The organism is Rhizobium sp. M10 (genome assembly GCF_002531955.1).
Classification (GTDB): Bacteria; Pseudomonadota; Alphaproteobacteria; order Rhizobiales; family Rhizobiaceae; genus Rhizobium; species Rhizobium etli_C.
Map to the genome: position 1 here is coordinate 644,047 of NZ_NWTA01000002.1, position 18,522 is coordinate 662,568.

An 18,522-nucleotide genomic window follows, 5' to 3' on the forward strand; every position below is an offset into this window, starting at 1 on the left:
CATCATGTCAGAACGGCAGAAGAGCGCCGCACGCATTACTAAATATAGATATGACGGCTTAAGTCTTTCCTAACGATATCTATCTTGAGATTGCCGGTAGGCTGTTTCGGCAAGTTACTGGAAAGAATGATATTTTTTGTTCCGTCCTCAATGCCGATCGGTGGATCTCCCGTTGCGGACGGCCCCAGTGGGTGGGACAATTAATCACGGGTCAGAAAACATATTGTTGAATTGCGCGCGTCCGATCGAGACTATATCAGGCGGGGCAAGGGCAGGCGGACATATCCGCCTCGGATCGAGGATCGTGCCAATGAAGACATTCCGTATCGCCATCTGGATCGGCGTTCTGATGCTGGCCGGAATTCTCGGCTGGGCCACGCTCAATCTCGACAAATCGAAAGATGTGGTGGCGGAAGCTCCCTTCGGCGTGCCTTTCACGCTCGTTTCCCAAAGCGGACAGCCGATCACCGAGCAGGCGTTGCGCGGCAAGCCGACCGCGCTGTTCTTCGGCTTCACCCATTGCCCCGAAGTCTGCCCGACCACTCTGTTCGAGCTGAACGGCTGGATGGAGAAGGTCGATCCCAAGGGTGACAAACTGCAGGCCTATTTCGTCACCGTCGATCCGGAACGCGACACGCCCGAGATCATGAACGAGTATGTTTCCAACGTTTCCAAGCGGATCACTGGCATTTCGGGTCCGCCTGAAAAGATCGCCGATGTCATCAAGGGTTTCCGCGTCTACGCCAAGAAGGTGCCGGTCGACGAGAAGGATCCGAACGGCGACTATACGATGGATCACACCGCCTCGGTTTTCCTGCTCGATTCGGCCGGGCGGTTTTCCGGAACGATCGCCTATGGCGAAAACCCGGACACGGCGGTAAAGAAGCTGGAGAATCTCGTCCGCAAGGGGTGATAGGGCGCTGGCCCGACCGGTGGCGGGCAACGGAAACGGGAAAGACCGCCTATCGTGAGTGAAATCCGCCTTTACGTATCGACGACCGAGAGCAAGGCCGAACAGATTCTCGACCTTCTAAGCGAGGTCTTCGGCGAAGAAGATTTTGCCATCGGCACCACCGAGGTCGATGAGAAGAGGGATATCTGGGAAGCCTCCGTCTACATGATGGCAGAGGACGAGGCGCAGGTGCGCTCCCGTGTCGAGACGGCGCTGAAAAGCCCCTTTCCTGATGCTGAGCTGCTGCGGGAGGTCATTCCCGACGTCGATTGGGTGGTGAAGTCGCTGGAGGGGCTGAAGCCCGTCAGGGCAGGGCGCTTTCTGGTGCACGGCTCGCATGACCGCGACAAGGTGCGGCCCGGCGACATCGCCATCGAGATCGATGCCGGCCAGGCTTTCGGCACCGGCCATCACGGCACGACGGCCGGCTGCCTGGAGGTGATCGATCGCGTCGTCCGATCGCGCCGCGTCCGCAACGCACTCGACCTCGGTACCGGCAGCGGCGTGCTGGCGATCGCCGTGCGCAAGCTCAAGAACATACCGGTGCTCGCCACCGACATCGACCCGATCGCCACACGGGTCGCCGCCGAAAACGTCCGCCGTAACGGTATTGCCTCGGGCATCGCGACCAGAACCGCACCAGGCTTTCATTCGACTGCTTTTTCCGAGCATGGTCCCTTTGATCTCATCATCGCCAACATTCTCGCCCGGCCGCTGATCCGGATGGCGCCGCAGCTCGCCGCCCACCTTGCGCCCGGCGGGTCGGTGATTCTTTCGGGGATTCTCGCCGCGCAGCGATGGAAGGTGATCGCCGCCTATAGCGGTGCGAGGCTCCGGCACGTTAGGACCATCTGGCGGAACGGCTGGGTGACGATCCATTTGGATCGGCCGTGAGTTCTGCTTAGGTAAGGGGCTCGGCCTGCTGCACGCTTGCTTAGGGCGCTGGCTTTCCTCCTTCTTCCTCATTCCTGTGCCTGTCACAGGAATCCAGCCACCGCGCGTCCGCGCGGTGAATGACTCATCGTATTTTGGAGAGAGTCACCCGCGCCCAAGGACTTGGGCGCACTGGATTCCTGTGACGAGCACAGGAATGAGGGAGGGGAGAGGTTTGCGCTCGAAGCGGAGTCGCTTTTGGGCGTTCAAACAAAAAAGGCGGTGCCGTTGACACCGCCTTGGACCGGTCTATCCGGCCAATGCCCGCGAGCTCGAAGGAGGAGGAGCGCTCGAGCGGGCTCTACTGCATTCCAATAGGCCGGTCCGGGAGGGAGGAGACGGACGGGCTTTCAGGCTTAGAACGCGTAGCTGGGGGCGCCCTGGTGGCGCGTGACGCGCTGGCCGGCGCCGAGCAGCTTGAGGCTGTCTTCGCTCTGCGGGCGGCGGGCGCCGATCACGTGACGCACGGTCTGGCGTTCGCCAGCCTGCACCGGGCTGCTGTATGCGAAGCGCGAGAGAGAGGCGGTCATTTCCAAAAATCCTTTGTTTGCTGGTTCGTCCGAACCGTTCGATGGCGCCTATATAGCCATTCTGAAATGCGGAGGCAGAGGGTTTTGCTCATGGGAGCCATGCGGCCAATGCATAAAGCGTGCCAAATTAACTTTTGGCGTCACAGTTCTGTCAAAATATTGGGCGCCTGCAGCGACTTCGACTCGTTTCGACGCTTTTTCTCCCCATCGATTGAAATTTCGCTAACATGGCCGGCATCCCATTAACCGGATTCGTTTCAATCATTCGGGTTTCCAGCATGTTCCAGTCTTTCGAGGTCACCTCCACGCCGCACTTCGGCAAGGATCGGGTTTCGGCGTTGCGCGCCACTTTCGATTCGCTCGGCATCGACGCCTTCCTCGTGCCGCGCGCCGACGAATTCAACGGCGAATATGTTCCCGCCTGCTCCGAGCGCCTGGCATGGCTGACCGGCTTCACCGGTTCGGCAGGTGTTGCGCTGATTCTGCGCACGCAGGCGATCGTCTTCGTCGATGGGCGCTATGTGACGCAGCTTGCCGAACAGGTCGACGGTTCGGTGTTTTCGGGCGGCGATCTCGTCAACGAGCCGCCGCATGTCTGGCTTGCCGCAAACGGCGGCAAGGGTCTGCGGCTCGGCATCGATCCATGGCTGCATGCGGGTGCCGAAGTGCGCCGTCTGGAAAGGGCGCTTTCGGAGATCGACGGCAGCCTCGTCTTCCTGCCGCACAATCCGCTCGACAGGCTGTGGAACGACCGGCCGGCCGAGCCGCTCGGCGCCGTGACTATCCAGAATGTCGCCCAGGCCGGCGTGCTGGCGAGCGACAAGATCGCGACAATCGCTGCCAATCTTAAGAAGAAGGAGCTCGCGGCGGTGCTGATCGCCGATCCGTCGTCGGTCGCCTGGATCTTCAACATCCGCGGCGCCGACGTGCCGCACACGCCGCATCCGCTGGCACGGGCCATCATCCATGCCGACGGGCGGGCCGAACTTTTTCTCGACAAGCGCAAGACAGGCATCGAACCGGAGGCCTATCTCGGGCAGATCTGCTCCCAGCTGCCGCGTTCGGCGCTGGAAGAGCGGCTCGCCGCTGTTTCCAGGGATGGCGGCCGTGTGCTGATCGATCCCGATATCGCTTCCTATGCGCTTGCCGAGGTCATCCGCAAGGCGGGCGGAGAGGCAGTGGAGGGTATCGACCCCGCCAAGCTGCCGCGCGCAGTGAAGAACGACGTCGAAATCAACGGCTCGGCCGCCGCGCATTTGCAGGACGGCGCGGCGATGGTGGAATTCCTCTATTGGCTGTCGCAGGAAAAACCCGGCACGGTCAGCGAGATTGCCGCCGCCGAGCGGCTCGAAGCGGCGCGCGCGCGCGTCGGCCAGAGCATGCAGAACCCGCTGAAGGACATTTCCTTCGACACGATTTCGGGTGCGGGCGAACATGCGGCGATCATGCATTACCGGGTGACGACCGAGACCAACCGGATGATCGAGGCCGGCGAACTCTTCCTGATCGATTCCGGCGCGCAATATATCAACGGCACGACCGACATCACTCGCACGGTGGGGATCGGTGCGGTTTCGGAGGAGCATCGCCGCTTCTTCACACTGGTGCTGAAGGGCATGATCCAGATCAGCACGGCGCGTTTCCCGAAGGGTACGCGCGGCTGCGATCTCGATCCGCTGGCGCGTATCGCGCTGTGGCGGGCGGGGGCCGATTTCGCCCATGGCACGGGCCACGGCGTCGGCTCCTATCTTTCGGTGCATGAGGGGCCGCAGCGTATCTCGAGGCTTTCGACGCAGGAACTGCTGCCCGGCATGATCCTTTCGAACGAGCCAGGTTATTACCGGCCGGGCAGCTTCGGCATCCGCATCGAAAACCTGATCTATGTGCGCGGGGCCGAGGAAATCGAGGGCGGCGATATGGCCATGCTCGGTTTCGAGACGCTGACCTTCTGCCCGATCGACCGCAGCCTTGTCATCCCCGAGCTGCTGACCCATGACGAGCTGCACTGGTTCAATGACTATCACCGCCGCACGCGCGAGGCGCTGATGCCGCTGATCCACGATCACGACGTCAGGGCGTGGCTCGAAAACGCGACGCTGCCCCTGGAATATTAGCGTAGTGGCGCCATAGCGCCGGCGTTAAACGCCGGCGCTATGGCGCCAGATCATCACGACAATCCAGGCGGCGACCAGCATCCATGTATGGGTGAAACGCAGGCCGACGAAGAGGGCGACGGCGAGCGCCAGCTTCGAATCCCAGCCGCCGATGAAGAAGGCGGGTGCGACCAGCGTCGTCAGCACGGCCGCCGGCACGGCATTCAGCGCCGCCTCCATGCGCGGCGGAATGCTCTTCATCCGGGTGATGAGGATGTAGCCGCCGATACGGGTGGCGAAGGTGGCGGCAGCGGCGGCGAGGATGACGAGCGCCATGTGAAGATCGAATTCCATGGCTCAGACCTCGTGCACTTCGGATTGAAGGGCGTCCGCTTCAAGATCGGGCTCTTGCGGCGCCAATGGCAGCAGGGCGGCGAGCACGATGCCGGCGGCAGCGCCGAGGCTCACATGCCAGGGCGAGCCGACGTAGCGATAGGCGAGCACCGAAGCCACCGCGCTGACGAGTGCGACGGGCAGGAAATTATCGCGCTTGCGGAAGCCGAGGACGATGCCGAGGAAATAGGCCGGCAGCAGGATATCGAGGCCGATCGCCTTCGGATCGCCGATGAAGCCGCCGAGCATGCCGCCGGCGACGCTGATCAGCACCCAGGGAATATAGATGATGATGCCGAAGCCGAAATACCAGGCGAAGGTCAGCGGTTTGCCGGCCTCGCTGCGCTTCACCGCTTCGGCAAATTGCGGATCGACGAGCAGGAAGAAGGTGAAGAATTTCTGCACCGGCGTGAAATGGCCGATATAGCGCGCTAAGGCCGCCGAATAGAGCACGTGGCGAAAATTGACGGCGAGGATCGACAGCACGATCAGCCAGGCGTGGACATTGTGGCCGAAGAGTTCAATGCCGACCATCTGGCTGGCGCCGGCATAGACGGTGGCGCTCATAAAGGCGGCTTCGGAAAGCGACATGCCGTTTTCTACCGCGAGCGCTCCGAACAGCGCACCGAAGGGTGCCGACGCCAGCGCAACGGCGGAGCCGCCCCGCAAACCTTCAACAAAGTCGGCGCGATTCATCTGGGTGATCCTGTTGGAAATTCAGCTTTCCCTTATGGTCTGCGGATTGCCGCGGCAATTGAATTTCGTTGATTGATCAATCGATTTCGCTGAAGCATCAACGTGCTGATCGCAACCGGCGGAGAGGTGCCTATGAAGAAGATCGAATTTACCAAGGAGGCGAAAGCGGCGATCGTCTCGCGCATCCGCCGCTATTTCGAGACGGAACTCGACCAGCCGATCGGCGCGCTGCCAGCGGAGTTCCTACTCGACTTCTTCGCCGAGGAGATCGGCGCTCACTATTACAATCAGGGTCTTCGCGATGCACACGCCGCCCTTTCGAAGAAGATGGAGGATCTCGCCGAGGACATCTATCTGCTCGAGCGTGACGAGAAGAACAAGGCCGCGGGCGCCTGAGCGGCCCGTCTTAGAGCATTTCCTGGTTAGATTGAAGCATTCTGCCGGAGCAGGTTTTCGTCAGGGCAGAGGCGATTGGCGATGGGCATACCCCAAGGTACGTCCGAGCCGATCGCCTCTGATCCTGGCTAGAGATGCCCGGCCCACCGGCCGCACCGCTTCGCTATGGCGAAGCGATCAGCGCGTCCGGCGATTTTCAGTCTTGCAGATTTGCGAGGCAAATCTGCGGGAGGGTTGGCTGAAACGGGCCGGCTGATCGACCGGCCGGCTTGGCCGTAGAGCTGGGCTACGACGCGCGCCGGCCGGTCGACCATCCGACTCCGTTTGAGCCAACAGAATGCTTCAATCTAACCAGGAAAGGCTCTAGCCCTCGCGCTTCATCCGCTCCCGGCGCGCCAGTTCGGCCTGCGAGGGCTCCTGCATCGCGAAGCTGCCGGGTTTGACCTCGCCGGCGCGCTGATAGACGCTCATGACAACGCCCGTCGTCGATACCGAGTTGGCGGTGAGCTTCAGCGCTGCCGGTGTGGCACCCGTGCCGAACAGGCGCTTCCCGGGGCCGAGGATGAGCGGGAAGGTCAGGAGCCGGAGTTCGTCGATCAGGTCGTGCGCCAGCAGCGTTTGCAGCAGTCCGCTGCTGCCCTGCGTCAGCAGGTCGGGGCCGTCCTCCTGCTTCAGCCGGGCGATTTCGGCGACGGCATCGCCGCGCAGCGGAACGGAATTTTCCCAGGTGAGCGGCTCTTGCGATGTCGTCGCGACATATTTGGTCGCGGCATTGAAGGCCTTTCCGATGGGGTCGTCTTGCCCGACAAAGGGCCAGTGCGCGGCGAAGATCTCATAGGTCTTGCGGCCGAGCAGCAGAGCGAAGGGATCGGTAAAGATCCCGTCCATGAACTCCCCCATCGGCTCGTCCCAGTAATTGACGGTCCAGCCGCCAAGTTTGAAGCCGCCGGTCGGATCTTCCTCGGGTGCGCCGGGCGCCTGCATAACGCCGTCGAGACTCACGAAGGCCGCGGTTACAAGCTTTCTCATCTCTCAACTCCCATGTTGGGTTCGTTCAGAAGCAAGGACGGATCGATATAAGCCGAACCGACACCGGACGCCTCAGTCCGGCGAGTATATTTCACCTTAACGTCAAATTATCGGGGCGCCGCTATCGTCACGGCATTTTCGATGACCGGGTTGCTTCCGTTGGCTGTTATTATCTCTAAAATCGATGAACCTCGATCAACAACGCTCGGCAAGACGTTGATCTTTGTGGTGTGGTTTGCGCTGGCATTCGCGCTTTGCTGGTCAGAAACCGTGTGGCGCGATGAGGTTCGCGCTTTGTCGCTCGCCCTTCAGGGGGGGAGTTTCATCGATATGCTTCGCCAGATGCATGGCGAAGGTCATCCGGCACTCTGGTATATCCTGTTGCGCGCCGCTCATCTTGTCGTCGGCTCTGCCGTCGTCCTGAAAATCGTCGCGCTGACGATCGCCGCCGCCTCGGCCTACCTTCTTGTTTTCAGGCTCGAACTGCCGCGCTCGATCATGCTGCTGTCGTTGTTCAGCAGCTTTTCGGTTTTCGACTACGCCGCGATGTCGCGAAATTACGGCATCAGCATGCTTTTGGTCTTCCTTATCGTCCTGAGCTGGGAGAGGGGAATGCGCAACGGCATGGTGCTCGGCCTGTTGTTTGCCTTGCTCGCAAATACCAACGTCCACTCGGTCGTGCTCGTCGGCGGCTTTCTTGCCTATTGGTTTTTCGATCTGGTCCTGGCGCGTCCGAGACCTTCTCTGTCGGCATATCGGGCCTTTGCGACGGCCGCAGCCATCGCCGCGGTCGGCGTTGTTCTGTGCGTGATGACAGTCTATCCCACCTTCAACGATGCCGGGCAGAACGATCTCGCAGGCAAGAATTTCGCCCCGCTGGTCCTTTATGCCTTTGCCGGGGCGAGTTCCTATTTCATGGAGTTCTACCCCGACAGGATCCTTCGGCTGGTCGTGGCCGATCCATTGCTTGCTCGGGTTTTCGCCTCGCTGATGGCGGTGCTCATCTATGGCAGTCTGCTTGGGCTGGCCAATCGGCGGCCGGCGATGTTCGCGGCCGCAGCGGTTCTCCTAGGGTTTTCGCTGCTCTTTACGCTTGTCTACCCAGGTAGCTACAGACATCAGGCCCTATGGCTGGTGTTCATGATCGGCATGATTGCCTTGGTCAGCCGCTCCCGGTCCGCAGCCGCGGGCATTGCCGGTGTCGAGTCAGCCGGTGGCGTCGTCAAGATCGGGCGTCTGTGCTTCATGATTTTGCTGGCGCTGCAGGTCGCCTCCGGTATCGAAAAGGTCCATCAGTACCTCTTCACCGACATTCCGCTGAGCCGAGCCCGGGATCTCGGGTCGTTCATTCAATCGCGCCCGGATCTCAAGGATGCGATCATCATGGCGGATCCCGATTATCTCGTGGAGCCCTTGCCCTATTACATCCCCAATCGCACCTATCTTCTACGGGAGCAACGGTTCGGCGCGATCGTGCGGTATACCCGCAATGCGCGGCTTTCGCTCAGCCTTGCCGATATATTGCAGACGGCGCGGCAATTGCAGCAGAGCGAGCACGCGCCCATCGTCATTCTTCTCTCACAGCGGCTTGACCGAATTGCCGCGCCCGTCTCATTGCGCGAAAGTTACAGCTGGCTGCTGTCTCTGACGCCGGAGGAGATTTCCGCCTTCCGGAGCGAGACGACCCTCGTCAAGCGTTTCGGCCCCGTCGCCGGCAGCGATGAGACATTCGATGCCTATCTGTTGAAATAAAGATCGGCGGTTCATTCGCGCAAGGCATCCGCACTGTTGATCACGGCGATGCCGTGCGCCTGCATCTCGTCGATGGCAGCGGCGACGCCTTCAGGGGTGATGCCGCGGCTTGCGTCTTCGATGAAGCGCACGCGCACGCCCGGCATCATCTCCAGTGCGTCGAGCGCGGAGAATTTGACGCAGTAATCGGTCGCCAGGCCGCAGACGTCGAGATCGGTCACACCCTGGTCTTCGAGGAAATCGGAAAGGCCGGTCGATGCGTCTCGATCATTGTCGCGGAAGGCCGAATAGCTGTCGATCCTGGGATCCTCGCCCTTCTGCTGGATCAGGTCGATTTCTTCGGATTTGAGCTCCGGATGCAGTTCGGCATCGAGCGTGCCCTGAATGCAGTGGTCGGGCCACATCATCTGCGGTTTGCCGGACAATTCGCCCATCTCGAAGGGGGCGGCACCCGGATGGGCGGAGGCGAAGCTGCCGTGGCCGGGCGGGTGCCAGTCCTGGGAGGCGACGATCAGATCGTATTTGCCGCTGTCGATCAGCCTGTTTGCGACGGGAACAACCTTGTCGCCGTCCGGCACCGGCAGGTTTCCACCCGGACAGAAGCCGTTCTGGATATCGACGAGCAGCAGCGCTTTCATCAAGGCCAATCCCTTCGCGTTACGGCAATGCAAATGCCAAATGCACCGAATGCACCGAATGCATCAACTAGTGAATTCCCGGGGGCCCGCATGCAAGTGTTAATTCTGTCACTGATGGTGGTAATCGGCCGAAAAAGAATGCTCTAATTCAATCTATGCGGGAGTTTTCAATGGTGTGACAGCAACCGCAAAACGCCTGGCCTTGCTCAAGGGCGCGAATTCTGCCTTTCTTGCCTCAGCAGCAAGCCGGAACCCAAACCATGTCCGAGCCTCACTCCGAGGAAAAGATCGATGCGACCTTCCGTAACGGATCGCTGACGGCGACCGGCATCATTCTCGGTTTCTCCCTCAATTTCATCAGCCTCTGGGTGTCCAATCCCAATGACTGGAGCCGCGTCGATCTGCTGCCGATGGCATTCCTGACCGTCGGCATCGCCATTCAGGTGAAGGTGTTTGCCGATCTTTTGGCGCGAGACTCGTTGCTCGCCGTCAAATACGACCGGGCGCGCCGGCTGTTCCTGATCGGATTGTCGATCGTCGCCACCGGCATGGGGATCGCCCTGCTGAACGACATCCTCGGGCTCAGCAGTATGCGGATGTTCGGGTGACCGTTCCTGCGGTATCGCCGCGCGCTCAGACGCGATCGACGAAGCCGTCCAGCACCCGCTTCTGCCCCGCACGGTCGAAGTCGATCGTCAGCTTGTTGCCTTCGATGCCGGTAATGTTGCCATTGCCGAATTTCATGTGGAATACGCGATCGCCGAGGGTGAAGCGCGACGGCTCCGACGAGGTCGACTTCGCGACCAGCTCGCCGTCGATCGTGCGCCCCTTCGGGCCGCTTTCGCCATAGCCGATGCGTTCGACGGCGTGGCCGGAGCGGGTGCCCCAGTTGTCGCGCGTGGCGTCGGTCCTGTTGGCCTGGGCGCGTTTCCAGCCGGGCGTGGAATAGGAGTTGGCGAAAGGTTCTGATTTGTCGAAGCGGGACTGGCCGTAGCCGCCGCGGCCGTAACCGCCGTAGCTCTGCTCCATCTCGGCGACCTCGACATGGGTTTCCGGCAGTTCGTCGAGGAAACGCGAGGGCAGGGTCGATTGCCAGAGGCCGTGAATGCGGCGGTTGGAGACGAACCAGATGTGGCAGCGGCGCTTGGCGCGGGTGATGCCGACATAAGCCAGCCGCCGTTCTTCCTCCAGACCGGCGCGGCCGCTCTCATCCAGCGAGCGCTGGTGGGGGAAGAGGCCTTCCTCCCAGCCGGGCAGGAAGACGGTATCGAATTCCAGGCCCTTGGCCGAATGCAGCGTCATGATCGAGACGGCGTCGAGGTTCTCGTTGGTTTCTGCGTCCATGACGAGGGAGACGTGTTCGAGGAAACCGCGCATCGACTCGAAGCTGTCCATCGAGCGGATCAGTTCCTTCAGGTTTTCGAGGCGGCCCGGCGCTTCGGCGCTCTTGTCGTTCTTCCACATGTCGGTATAGCCGGACTCTTCGAGGATCTGCTCGGCAAGTTCGGTATGCGGTGTGTTTTCAAGCAGTTCCTGCCATCGGCGGAAAGATTGAATCACGTCGAAGAGGGCTTTGCGCGCCTTCGGCTTCAACTCGTCGGTCTCGATCATGTCGGCGGCTGCCGCCAGCATCGGGATGTCGCGGGCACGCGCATAGTCGTGCAGGGCGCGCACCGTCGTGTCGCCGAGGCCGCGCTTCGGCGTGTTGATGATGCGCTCGAAGGCGAGGTCGTCGGCCGGCTGTGCGACCAGGCGGAAATAGGCCATGGCATCGCGGATTTCCAGACGCTCGTAGAAGCGCGGGCCGCCGATGACGCGATAGTTGAGGCCGAGGGTGACGAAGCGGTCTTCGAACTCGCGCATCTGGAAGGAAGCGCGCACCAGGATCGCCATGTCGTTCAGCAGATGCTTGCCCCGCTGGAGCTGCTCGATCTCTTCGCCGATGGCGCGGGCTTCCTCCTCCGAATCCCAGGAGGCGTGGACCTGCACCTTGACGTCATCGGGATCGGCGCGTTCGGTGAACAGCGTCTTGCCCAGGCGGCCTTCATTATGGGCGATCAGATGGGCGGCCGCACCGAGGATATGTTCGGTCGAGCGGTAATTGCGCTCGAGCTTGATCACCTTGGCGCCGGGGAAGTCCTTCTCGAAGCGCAGGATATTGTCGACCTCGGCGCCGCGCCAGCCGTAGATCGACTGGTCGTCGTCGCCGACGCAGCAGACATTCTGCGGCTCGCCCTTGCTGCGCTGGGCCAGCAGCCTCAGCCACATATACTGGGCGGTGTTGGTGTCCTGATATTCGTCGACGAGGATATAACGGAAGCGGCCGTGATATTCCTTCAGAAGATCCGGATTCTTGCGGAAGATCGCGATCGGATGCATGAGCAGATCGCCGAAATCGCAGGCGTTGAGCGTCGACAGGCGCGCCTGATAGGCGAAATAGAGATCGCGGCCGCGGCCATTGGCGAAGGCGCGCGCGTCGCCCTCGGGAATATCGGCCGGGCCGAGGCCCTTGTTCTTCCAGGTGTCGATCATGCCGGCGAACTGCTTGGCCGGCCAGCGTTTGTCGTCGAGACCCTCGGCCTGGATCAGCTGCTTGATCAGACGGACGACGTCGTCGGTGTCGAGAATGGTGAAATCGGAGCTGAGGCCGACGAGTTCGGCATGGCGGCGCAGAAGCTTGACGCCGATCGAATGGAAGGTGCCGAGCCAGGGCATGCCTTCGACGGCGCCGCCGACGAGCAGGGCGATGCGCTCCTTCATCTCGCGGGCGGCCTTGTTGGTGAAGGTGACGGCGAGAATCTGCGAAGGGAAGGCGCGGCCGCTATTGAGGATATGGGCGATGCGCGTGGTCAGCACCCGTGTCTTGCCGGTGCCGGCGCCGGCAAGGACGAGAACCGGACCTTCCAGGGTTTCCACGGCTTCCGTCTGTTCGGGATTAAGGCCTGCGAGGTAATCCGGTCGCTTGCCGCCGTCGCGCGCCGCCATGGCGCGGGCGGCGATCCCGCCGGCCGCAGCGGGCGCCCTTCCCAAGGGGGCGTGCCCCCCCCGGGGTGCGGCCGGCGGCTGCGGCTTGCGCGCCATTTCGCCCGGCTCTTCGTCGAAGAAGGGAATATCGTCGAAACTATTGCTCATGGCGCGTAATGTAGTGATTCGGGAGGGAAAGACCAGAAAAGATGTTCTGCTTTCATTCCTGAACCACCGCTATTGCGGACCGATGCGGGCGGCAGGGCCGCCGCTGGGTGTGACTGCGATCGTCGTACGGCCGCGCAGCAAAAAAATCTGAGCCCAGCCTGTCGGAACCGATGCCGGCGAGACGTCCTCGGGGCATCGGACAGGAGTCCGGCAACCCTCGCCAACAGGAGGCTGTTCATGCCGAAGGTCGTTTCAAATCTCTGGTTCGCGGAGCAAGCGCGCGAAGCCGTCGAATTCTACGTATCGGTCATTCCGGATTCCAGGATCGGCCGCACCACCATATTGCCGGCGGAAACGCCGAGCGGGCCTCCGGGCAGCGTCGAACTGATCGAATTCACGCTCGGCGATCAAGCCTTCCTGGCGATGAAGGCCGGCCCGCTCGACAGCTTCAACCATTCTTTTTCGATTGCCATTCTGCTCGACAGCCAGGCCGAGATCGATCGGATCTGGGATGCGTTTCTCGCCAATGGCGGCACGCCTGAAGCCTGCGGCTGGCTGAAGGACCGCTGGGGCCTTTCCTGGCAGATCGTGCCGCGGGTGCTTTCCGAGATGGTCGCCGACAGCGATCGAGAGCGGGCCAAGCGCGTCACCGAGGTGATGCTCGGCATGGTCAAGATTGATCTTGCTGCGCTGGAGAGGGCGTTCAACGGCTGAGGCCGGCGGAGGCACGATTACGAATCGGGGCGCGTGATCGCCACGCGCCATTTTCCCCTGAAATTTACCGAATTTACTGGCGGCGCATCGGCATCCGCCCGATCGAGGCTGCCCTTATCGGCTGCCGATCGCTGTTTTCTCGCATTCTCGAATCACGGGCGCCATTGCACACCTTTTTGACATTCATGTCACGTCGCTAAATGTGCTGATATCGCAATAGGCCTTTTTTCAACTACAATATGAAACAGTTTCGCAGAGTAAAAAATTACCGGTGCATGCAATTTTTTGTGCATTGCTACAAACAGCCGGTGAGCGTCGAATATACCTACGAAACTATTGATTCTTAGGAACGCCGTGGCCATCTCGATGGTTATACGGCTTAGAGCCTGCGGCATAACCTTAATGGAGGTCCCATGCTGAGTGAATCCGTATTCGATGCGTTCACGCGCAGTTATGAAGCGCGCCGCGAGGCCGACATGTCGGTTTCGGAATATCTCGACCTCTGTAAGCAAGAACCGATCGCCTATGCCAATGCGACGGAGCGCCTGCTCGCTGCGATCGGCGAGCCGCAAATGGTCGACACGGCCAGGGATGCGCGCCTCGGCAGGATCTTCATGAACCGGACCATCCGGGTCTATCCAGCCTTTACCGGCTTTCACGGCATGGAAGAGACCATCGAACGCATTGTTTCCTTCTTCCGGCACGCGGCGCAGGGACTCGAGGAGCGCAAGCAAATTCTCTATCTGCTCGGCCCGGTCGGCGGCGGCAAGTCGTCGCTGGCGGAGCGGCTGAAGCAGTTGATGGAGGTTCATCCGATCTACGTGCTGAAGGCGGGCGACGAGATCAGTCCGGTGTTCGAAAGCCCGCTCAACCTCTTCGATCCTGAGACAATGGGCTCGCTCCTCCAGGAGCAGTACGGCATCCCGCTGCGGCGGCTGAACGGGCTGATGAGCCCATGGTGCCTGAAGCGGCTCGACGACTTCGGCGGCGATATTTCCCAATTCCGCGTCGTCAGGATACAACCTTCGCGGCTGCGCCAGATCGCCATTGCCAAGACCGAGCCTGGCGACGAGAACAATCAGGACATCTCGTCGCTGGTCGGCAAGGTCGACATCCGCAAGCTGGAAACCTATTCCCAGAACGATCCCGATGCTTACAGCTATTCGGGCGGGCTCAACCGCGCCAACCAGGGCATTCTCGAATTCGTCGAGATGTTCAAGGCGCCGATCAAGATGCTGCATCCGCTGCTGACGGCGACGCAGGAGGGCAACTATATCGGCTCCGAGAATATCGGCGCCATACCCTTCTCCGGCATCGTCCTTGCGCATTCGAACGAGGCGGAGTGGCAGACCTTCAAGGCCAACAAGAATAACGAGGCCTTTATCGACCGTATCTGCGTCATCAAGGTGCCCTATTGCCTGCGGGTGACGGAAGAACAGAAGATCTACGAAAAGCTGATCGAGGGGTCGGAACTGGCGGATGCACCATGCGCCCCGGCAACGCTCGAAATGCTGGCTCGTTTTTCCGTGCTTTCGCGCCTGCGCAAGCATGAGAACTCGACCTTCTTCTCGAAGATGCGCACCTATGACGGCGAAAGCCTGAAGGAAAGCGATCCGCGCGCCCGCAGCGTTCAGGAATACCGGGACGCTGCCGGCATCGACGAAGGCATGGACGGGATATCGACCCGCTTCGCCTTCAAGGTGCTCGCCTCGACCTTCAATCACGACACCACGGATATCGGCGCCGACCCCGTCCATCTGATGTATGTGCTGGAACAGGCGATCCGTCGCGAGCAATTTTCCGACGATGTCGAGAAGCGCTATCTGGAATTCATCAAGGCCGATCTTGCGCCACGCTACGCAGAGTTCATTGGCAATGAGATTCAGAAGGCCTATCTTGAATCCTATGCAGACTACGGACAGAATTTGTTCGACCGCTACGTAGATTATGCCGATGCCTGGATCGAAGATGTGGACTTCAAGGATCCCGATACCGGCCAGCTTCTCGACCGCGAGCTCCTCAATCAGGAACTGACGAAAATCGAAAAGCCGGCGGGCATTGCCAATCCGAAGGATTTCCGCAACGAAATCGTCAAGTTCTCGCTGAGATCGCGGGCAGCCAACGGCGGAAAAAATCCGTCATGGACGAGCTACGAGAAGATCCGGGAAGTCATCGAGAAACGTATGTTCTCGCAGGTGGAAGATCTTTTGCCGGTCATTTCCTTCGGGTCGAAGAAGGATTCGGAAACCGAAAAGAAACACAGCGAATTCGTCTCGCGCATGGCCGCGCGGGGTTACACCGAGAGGCAGGTTCGACGCCTTGTGGAATGGTACATGCGCGTCAAACAGGCAAGTTAATGCGGAGCCATTATGCACATTGTCGACCGGCGGCTGAATCCGCGCGGTAAAAGTCTGGAAAATCGGCAGCGGTTCCTTCGACGCATGAAGGGCGCCGTGCAGCAGGCGGTCAAACGTTCTCTGCAAAACCGTAACATTCGCGATGTGCTCGACGGCGGGGAAATCAGCCTGCCGATCGATGGGATGGCCGAGCCGAACCTGCGGAGGGGCGACGGCGGCATCCGCGATCATATTCTGCCCGGAAACAGGGCCTTCGTCGAAGGCGACATTCTTCCGCGCCCGCCGGGGAGCAGGGGCGGAAAACCCAAGGATGCGGGCGAAGGCGACGGCGAGGACGGCTTCCGTTTCGTGCTGACGCGCGAGGAATTCCTCGATGTGTTCCTGGACGATCTGGAACTGCCCGATCTCGCCAAGCGGCGTCTGGCCGAAACCGAAGAGGAAACGCCCTTCCGGGCCGGCTATTCCGTGTCAGGATCGCCGTCCAACATTGCCGTCGGTCGCACGACCAGGCTGGCGATGATGCGCCGCGTCGCGCTGGGACGCCCACGCCGCGAAGAGATCGAAGCGCTGCAGCGGCAGATCGAGGAATGCGAAGACGACGAGAGCCGTCTGGCGCTTGAGGCCAAGCTCAAATCGCTGACGGAGAAAAGCCGGCGCATTCCCTATATCGATCCGCTCGACGTTCGGTATCGCCGCTTCGAAAACGAGCCGAAGCCTGTGGCGAAAGCGGTGATGTTCTGCCTGATGGACGTCTCCGGCTCCATGTCGGAGCACATGAAGGACCTGGCGAAGCGGTTCTATCTGCTGCTCTACCTTTTCCTGTCGAAACGCTACAAGAAAGTGGAAATCGTCTTCATCCGTCATACCGACAGGGCCGAAGAGGTCGACGAGGAAACCTTCTTCTACGGTCCGGCGACGGGCGGCACGCTTGTTTCCAGCGCCCTTGCGGCGATGCGGGCGATCATCGCGGCGCGTTTCGATCCGGCCGAATGGAATATTTACGGCGCCCAGGCCTCGGACGGCGACAACGCCCATTCCGACGGCAACCTTACCGGGCAGCTGCTGCGCGATATTTTGCCGTTGTGCCAGTATTTTGCCTATATCGAGGTGGGCGAGGAAGGCGGCGATTCTTCCGTATCCCGGTCACCGCTCTGGATGCTCTATGACGGGATCCGTTCCGAAGCGCTGCCGCTTTCGATGCGCAAGGTCTGCCGGCGAGGCGAGATATTCCCCGTTTTCCACGATCTCTTCCAGAAACGTGACGCACAGTCGAGGGTGACGCCATGACCATGACGGTGAGGCCGAAAGACCGGCTTTTGTTCGAAGGTGCCGACTGGGACTTCGCAACACTGCAGCGCATTCACGACGCCTGCGAGGCGATTGCGCTCGGCGAACTCGGCCTCGATGTCTATCCGAACCAGATCGAGGTCATCACTTCGGAGCAGATGCTGGATGCTTATTCCTCAACCGGCATGCCGCTGTTTTACCGCCATTGGTCCTTCGGAAAACACTTCGCGCATCATGAAACATTCTACCGCCGCGGGATGCGCGACCTTGCCTACGAGATCGTCATCAACAGCTCCCCCTGCATTTCCTATCTGATGGAAGAGAACACGGCGACGATGCAGACGCTCGTCACCGCCCATGCGGCCTTCGGCCATAATCACTTCTTCAAGAACAATTATCTCTTCAAGCTCTGGACCGATGCGGAAGGAATTCTCGATTACCTCGATTTCGCAAAGGGTTATATCACGCGCTGCGAAGAACGGTATGGCGAGACGGCGGTTGAACGGACGCTCGATGCAGCGCATGCGCTAATGTCGCACGGGGTGCATCGATACGCGGGCAAGACTGCGACCGACCTTCGCCAGGAGGAGAAGCGGCAGCAGGAGCGCCGCGCCCACGAAGAGCAGATGTTCAACGACCTGTGGCGCACGGTTCCCGTCGGCAAGGCGAAAAAGGCGGGTGACATCGGCTTGGAAAAGCGCCGTGCCGCGCTCGGCCTGCCGCAAGACAACATCCTGTATTTTCTTGAGAAGTCTGCGCCGCGGCTGCAGCCGTGGCAGCGCGAGATTCTTCGCATCGTCCGCCATGTCGCGCAATATTTCCATCCGCAGCGGCAGACCAAGGTCATGAATGAAGGAACTGCCACCTTCGTCCATTACCAGATCATGAACCGGCTTCACGAGCGGGGGCAGATCAGCGATGGGAACTTCCTCGAATTCCTGAAGTCGCACGCCAATGTCGTCTTCCAGCCAAGCTATGACGACCGGCGGTTCTCGGGTTTCAATCCCTATGCGCTCGGCTTTGCGATGATGCAGGATATCGAGAGGATCGTCACGAAGCCGACGGAGGAGGATCGCGCATGGTTCCCCGACATCGCCGGCCGCGGCGATGCGATGGCGGTCCTGCGCGACGTCTGGGCCAATTACCGCGACGAGAGTTTCATCAGCCAGTTCCTGAGCCCGAACCTCATCCGGCAGCTGCGCCTGTTCCATCTTTATGACGATCCGGAACAGACCGAGGGTGTGCTGGTTTCGGCGATCCACAATGAGCGCGGGTACTTGCGCATCCGCCGCCAGCTCTCCCGCGAATATGATATCGGCTGGACCGATCCGGCCATCGACATCGTCGATGTCGACCTCGCCGGCGACCGCCGTCTGCTGCTGCAGCATATCGTCATGAACGGCTGCTATCTTCAGGAAAACGACACGAAACTCGTCCTGCAGCATCTTGCCGATCTCTGGGGCTACGATGTCTTGCTCCAGGAGATCGACGGTTCCAATACGGTGGCGAGGGAGCACACGGCGAGCCCGCGCAAGATCGTTCAATAATCGCCGGCACCGGTGACATGCTTGTCTGCTGCCAGTCGATGGTATATACCATGATAGCTATCGCAATGGGGAG

At 60.6% G+C, this 18,522-nt stretch carries 16 protein-coding genes; 10 read left to right on the forward strand and 6 right to left on the reverse strand.

Features of this window, described 5'->3' with window-relative positions; translation table 11 throughout:
• Positions 1-310: 310 nt before the first annotated feature.
• Both CO671_RS04890 and CO671_RS04895 read left to right on the forward strand, forming a co-directional pair.
• Positions 311-913: an SCO family protein gene (locus CO671_RS04890; protein ID WP_097604939.1), complete on the forward strand. Its 603-nt coding sequence runs from the start codon at positions 311-313 to the stop codon at positions 911-913.
• Positions 914-967: 54 nt separating this feature from the next.
• The gene (locus CO671_RS04895; protein WP_097604943.1) at positions 968-1,846 is read left to right on the forward strand and encodes a 50S ribosomal protein L11 methyltransferase; all 879 of its coding nucleotides are present in this window, start codon (positions 968-970) and stop codon (positions 1,844-1,846) included.
• A 395-nt stretch (positions 1,847-2,241) separates the two neighbouring features.
• On the opposite strand, the gene CO671_RS33650 is transcribed toward CO671_RS04895, so the two are convergent.
• Positions 2,242-2,415: a hypothetical protein gene (locus CO671_RS33650; protein ID WP_010031974.1), complete on the reverse strand. Its 174-nt coding sequence runs from the start codon at positions 2,413-2,415 to the stop codon at positions 2,242-2,244.
• A gap of 278 nt (positions 2,416-2,693) precedes the next feature.
• Here CO671_RS33650 and CO671_RS04900 point away from each other — a divergent pair, with 278 nt between their 5' ends.
• Positions 2,694-4,529: an aminopeptidase P family protein gene (locus tag CO671_RS04900; RefSeq protein WP_097605076.1), complete on the forward strand. Its 1,836-nt coding sequence runs from the start codon at positions 2,694-2,696 to the stop codon at positions 4,527-4,529.
• Between the two features lie 24 nt (positions 4,530-4,553).
• Here the strand turns inward: CO671_RS04900 and CO671_RS04905 are convergent, their stop codons facing one another.
• Together CO671_RS04905 and CO671_RS04910 are read right to left on the reverse strand one after the other, a co-directional pair.
• Positions 4,554-4,862, reverse strand: coding sequence for an AzlD family protein (locus CO671_RS04905; protein WP_004668772.1), 309 nt, complete (start codon positions 4,860-4,862; stop codon positions 4,554-4,556).
• A 3-nt stretch (positions 4,863-4,865) separates the two neighbouring features.
• Positions 4,866-5,597, reverse strand: a complete 732-nt coding sequence (locus tag CO671_RS04910; protein ID WP_097604945.1) for an AzlC family ABC transporter permease — start codon at positions 5,595-5,597, stop codon at positions 4,866-4,868.
• A gap of 132 nt (positions 5,598-5,729) precedes the next feature.
• Here CO671_RS04910 and CO671_RS04915 point away from each other — a divergent pair, with 132 nt between their 5' ends.
• A complete protein-coding gene (locus CO671_RS04915; protein ID WP_064682700.1) occupies positions 5,730-5,993 on the forward strand; it encodes a DUF2164 domain-containing protein in 264 nt (87 codons plus the stop codon).
• A 363-nt stretch (positions 5,994-6,356) separates the two neighbouring features.
• On the opposite strand, the gene CO671_RS04930 is transcribed toward CO671_RS04915, so the two are convergent.
• A complete protein-coding gene (locus tag CO671_RS04930) occupies positions 6,357-7,022 on the reverse strand; it encodes a dihydrofolate reductase family protein (protein ID WP_097604948.1) in 666 nt (221 codons plus the stop codon).
• Between the two features lie 159 nt (positions 7,023-7,181).
• On the opposite strand from CO671_RS04930, the gene CO671_RS04935 reads away from it, so the two are divergent.
• On the forward strand, positions 7,182-8,774 hold the full coding sequence (locus CO671_RS04935) for a hypothetical protein (RefSeq protein ID WP_097605077.1): 1,593 nt from the start codon (positions 7,182-7,184) through the stop codon (positions 8,772-8,774).
• An 11-nt stretch (positions 8,775-8,785) separates the two neighbouring features.
• On the opposite strand, the gene pncA is transcribed toward CO671_RS04935, so the two are convergent.
• Positions 8,786-9,412: a bifunctional nicotinamidase/pyrazinamidase gene (gene pncA, locus CO671_RS04940; RefSeq protein ID WP_097605078.1), complete on the reverse strand. Its 627-nt coding sequence runs from the start codon at positions 9,410-9,412 to the stop codon at positions 8,786-8,788.
• Between the two features lie 260 nt (positions 9,413-9,672).
• Here pncA and CO671_RS04945 point away from each other — a divergent pair, with 260 nt between their 5' ends.
• Positions 9,673-10,020 carry a hypothetical protein gene (locus CO671_RS04945; RefSeq protein WP_097604951.1) on the forward strand — a complete coding sequence of 116 codons (348 nt, stop codon included), beginning with the start codon at positions 9,673-9,675 and terminating at the stop codon, positions 10,018-10,020.
• Positions 10,021-10,045: 25 nt separating this feature from the next.
• On the opposite strand, the gene CO671_RS04950 is transcribed toward CO671_RS04945, so the two are convergent.
• Positions 10,046-12,544 carry a UvrD-helicase domain-containing protein gene (locus tag CO671_RS04950; RefSeq protein WP_097604953.1) on the reverse strand — a complete coding sequence of 833 codons (2,499 nt, stop codon included), beginning with the start codon at positions 12,542-12,544 and terminating at the stop codon, positions 10,046-10,048.
• A gap of 237 nt (positions 12,545-12,781) precedes the next feature.
• Between CO671_RS04950 and CO671_RS04955 the strand changes: the two genes are divergently transcribed.
• The 4 genes from CO671_RS04955 to CO671_RS04975 all read left to right on the forward strand — a co-directional run bounded on the left by CO671_RS04955 (position 12,782) and on the right by CO671_RS04975 (position 18,449).
• Complete coding sequence (locus tag CO671_RS04955) at positions 12,782-13,258, forward strand: VOC family protein (RefSeq protein ID WP_097604955.1); 477 nt, start codon at positions 12,782-12,784, stop codon at positions 13,256-13,258.
• Between the two features lie 413 nt (positions 13,259-13,671).
• Entirely contained in the window at positions 13,672-15,615 is a 1,944-nt protein-coding gene (locus CO671_RS04965) for a PrkA family serine protein kinase (protein ID WP_097604958.1), read from the forward strand.
• A 12-nt stretch (positions 15,616-15,627) separates the two neighbouring features.
• The gene (locus tag CO671_RS04970; RefSeq protein WP_097604960.1) at positions 15,628-16,902 is read left to right on the forward strand and encodes a YeaH/YhbH family protein; all 1,275 of its coding nucleotides are present in this window, start codon (positions 15,628-15,630) and stop codon (positions 16,900-16,902) included.
• Positions 16,899-18,449, forward strand: a complete 1,551-nt coding sequence (locus CO671_RS04975) for a SpoVR family protein (RefSeq protein ID WP_097604963.1) — start codon at positions 16,899-16,901, stop codon at positions 18,447-18,449. The genes CO671_RS04970 and CO671_RS04975 overlap by 4 nt, the downstream gene beginning before the upstream one ends.
• Positions 18,450-18,522 lie beyond the last annotated feature (73 nt).

Coding starts and splice junctions, on each gene's coding strand:
- CO671_RS04945 (WP_097604951.1), top strand. CDS start 9,673: ATGTCCGAGCCTCACTCCGAGGAAAAGATCGATGCGACCTTCCGTAAC.
- CO671_RS04905 (WP_004668772.1), bottom strand. CDS start 4,862: ATGGAATTCGATCTTCACATGGCGCTCGTCATCCTCGCCGCCGCTGCC.
- pncA (WP_097605078.1), bottom strand. CDS start 9,412: ATGAAAGCGCTGCTGCTCGTCGATATCCAGAACGGCTTCTGTCCGGGT.
- CO671_RS04955 (WP_097604955.1), top strand. CDS start 12,782: ATGCCGAAGGTCGTTTCAAATCTCTGGTTCGCGGAGCAAGCGCGCGAA.
- CO671_RS04930 (WP_097604948.1), bottom strand. CDS start 7,022: ATGAGAAAGCTTGTAACCGCGGCCTTCGTGAGTCTCGACGGCGTTATG.
- CO671_RS33650 (WP_010031974.1), bottom strand. CDS start 2,415: ATGACCGCCTCTCTCTCGCGCTTCGCATACAGCAGCCCGGTGCAGGCT.
- CO671_RS04910 (WP_097604945.1), bottom strand. CDS start 5,597: ATGAATCGCGCCGACTTTGTTGAAGGTTTGCGGGGCGGCTCCGCCGTT.
- CO671_RS04970 (WP_097604960.1), top strand. CDS start 15,628: ATGCACATTGTCGACCGGCGGCTGAATCCGCGCGGTAAAAGTCTGGAA.
- CO671_RS04915 (WP_064682700.1), top strand. CDS start 5,730: ATGAAGAAGATCGAATTTACCAAGGAGGCGAAAGCGGCGATCGTCTCG.
- CO671_RS04890 (WP_097604939.1), top strand. CDS start 311: ATGAAGACATTCCGTATCGCCATCTGGATCGGCGTTCTGATGCTGGCC.
- CO671_RS04900 (WP_097605076.1), top strand. CDS start 2,694: ATGTTCCAGTCTTTCGAGGTCACCTCCACGCCGCACTTCGGCAAGGAT.
- CO671_RS04965 (WP_097604958.1), top strand. CDS start 13,672: ATGCTGAGTGAATCCGTATTCGATGCGTTCACGCGCAGTTATGAAGCG.
- CO671_RS04950 (WP_097604953.1), bottom strand. CDS start 12,544: ATGAGCAATAGTTTCGACGATATTCCCTTCTTCGACGAAGAGCCGGGC.
- CO671_RS04975 (WP_097604963.1), top strand. CDS start 16,899: ATGACCATGACGGTGAGGCCGAAAGACCGGCTTTTGTTCGAAGGTGCC.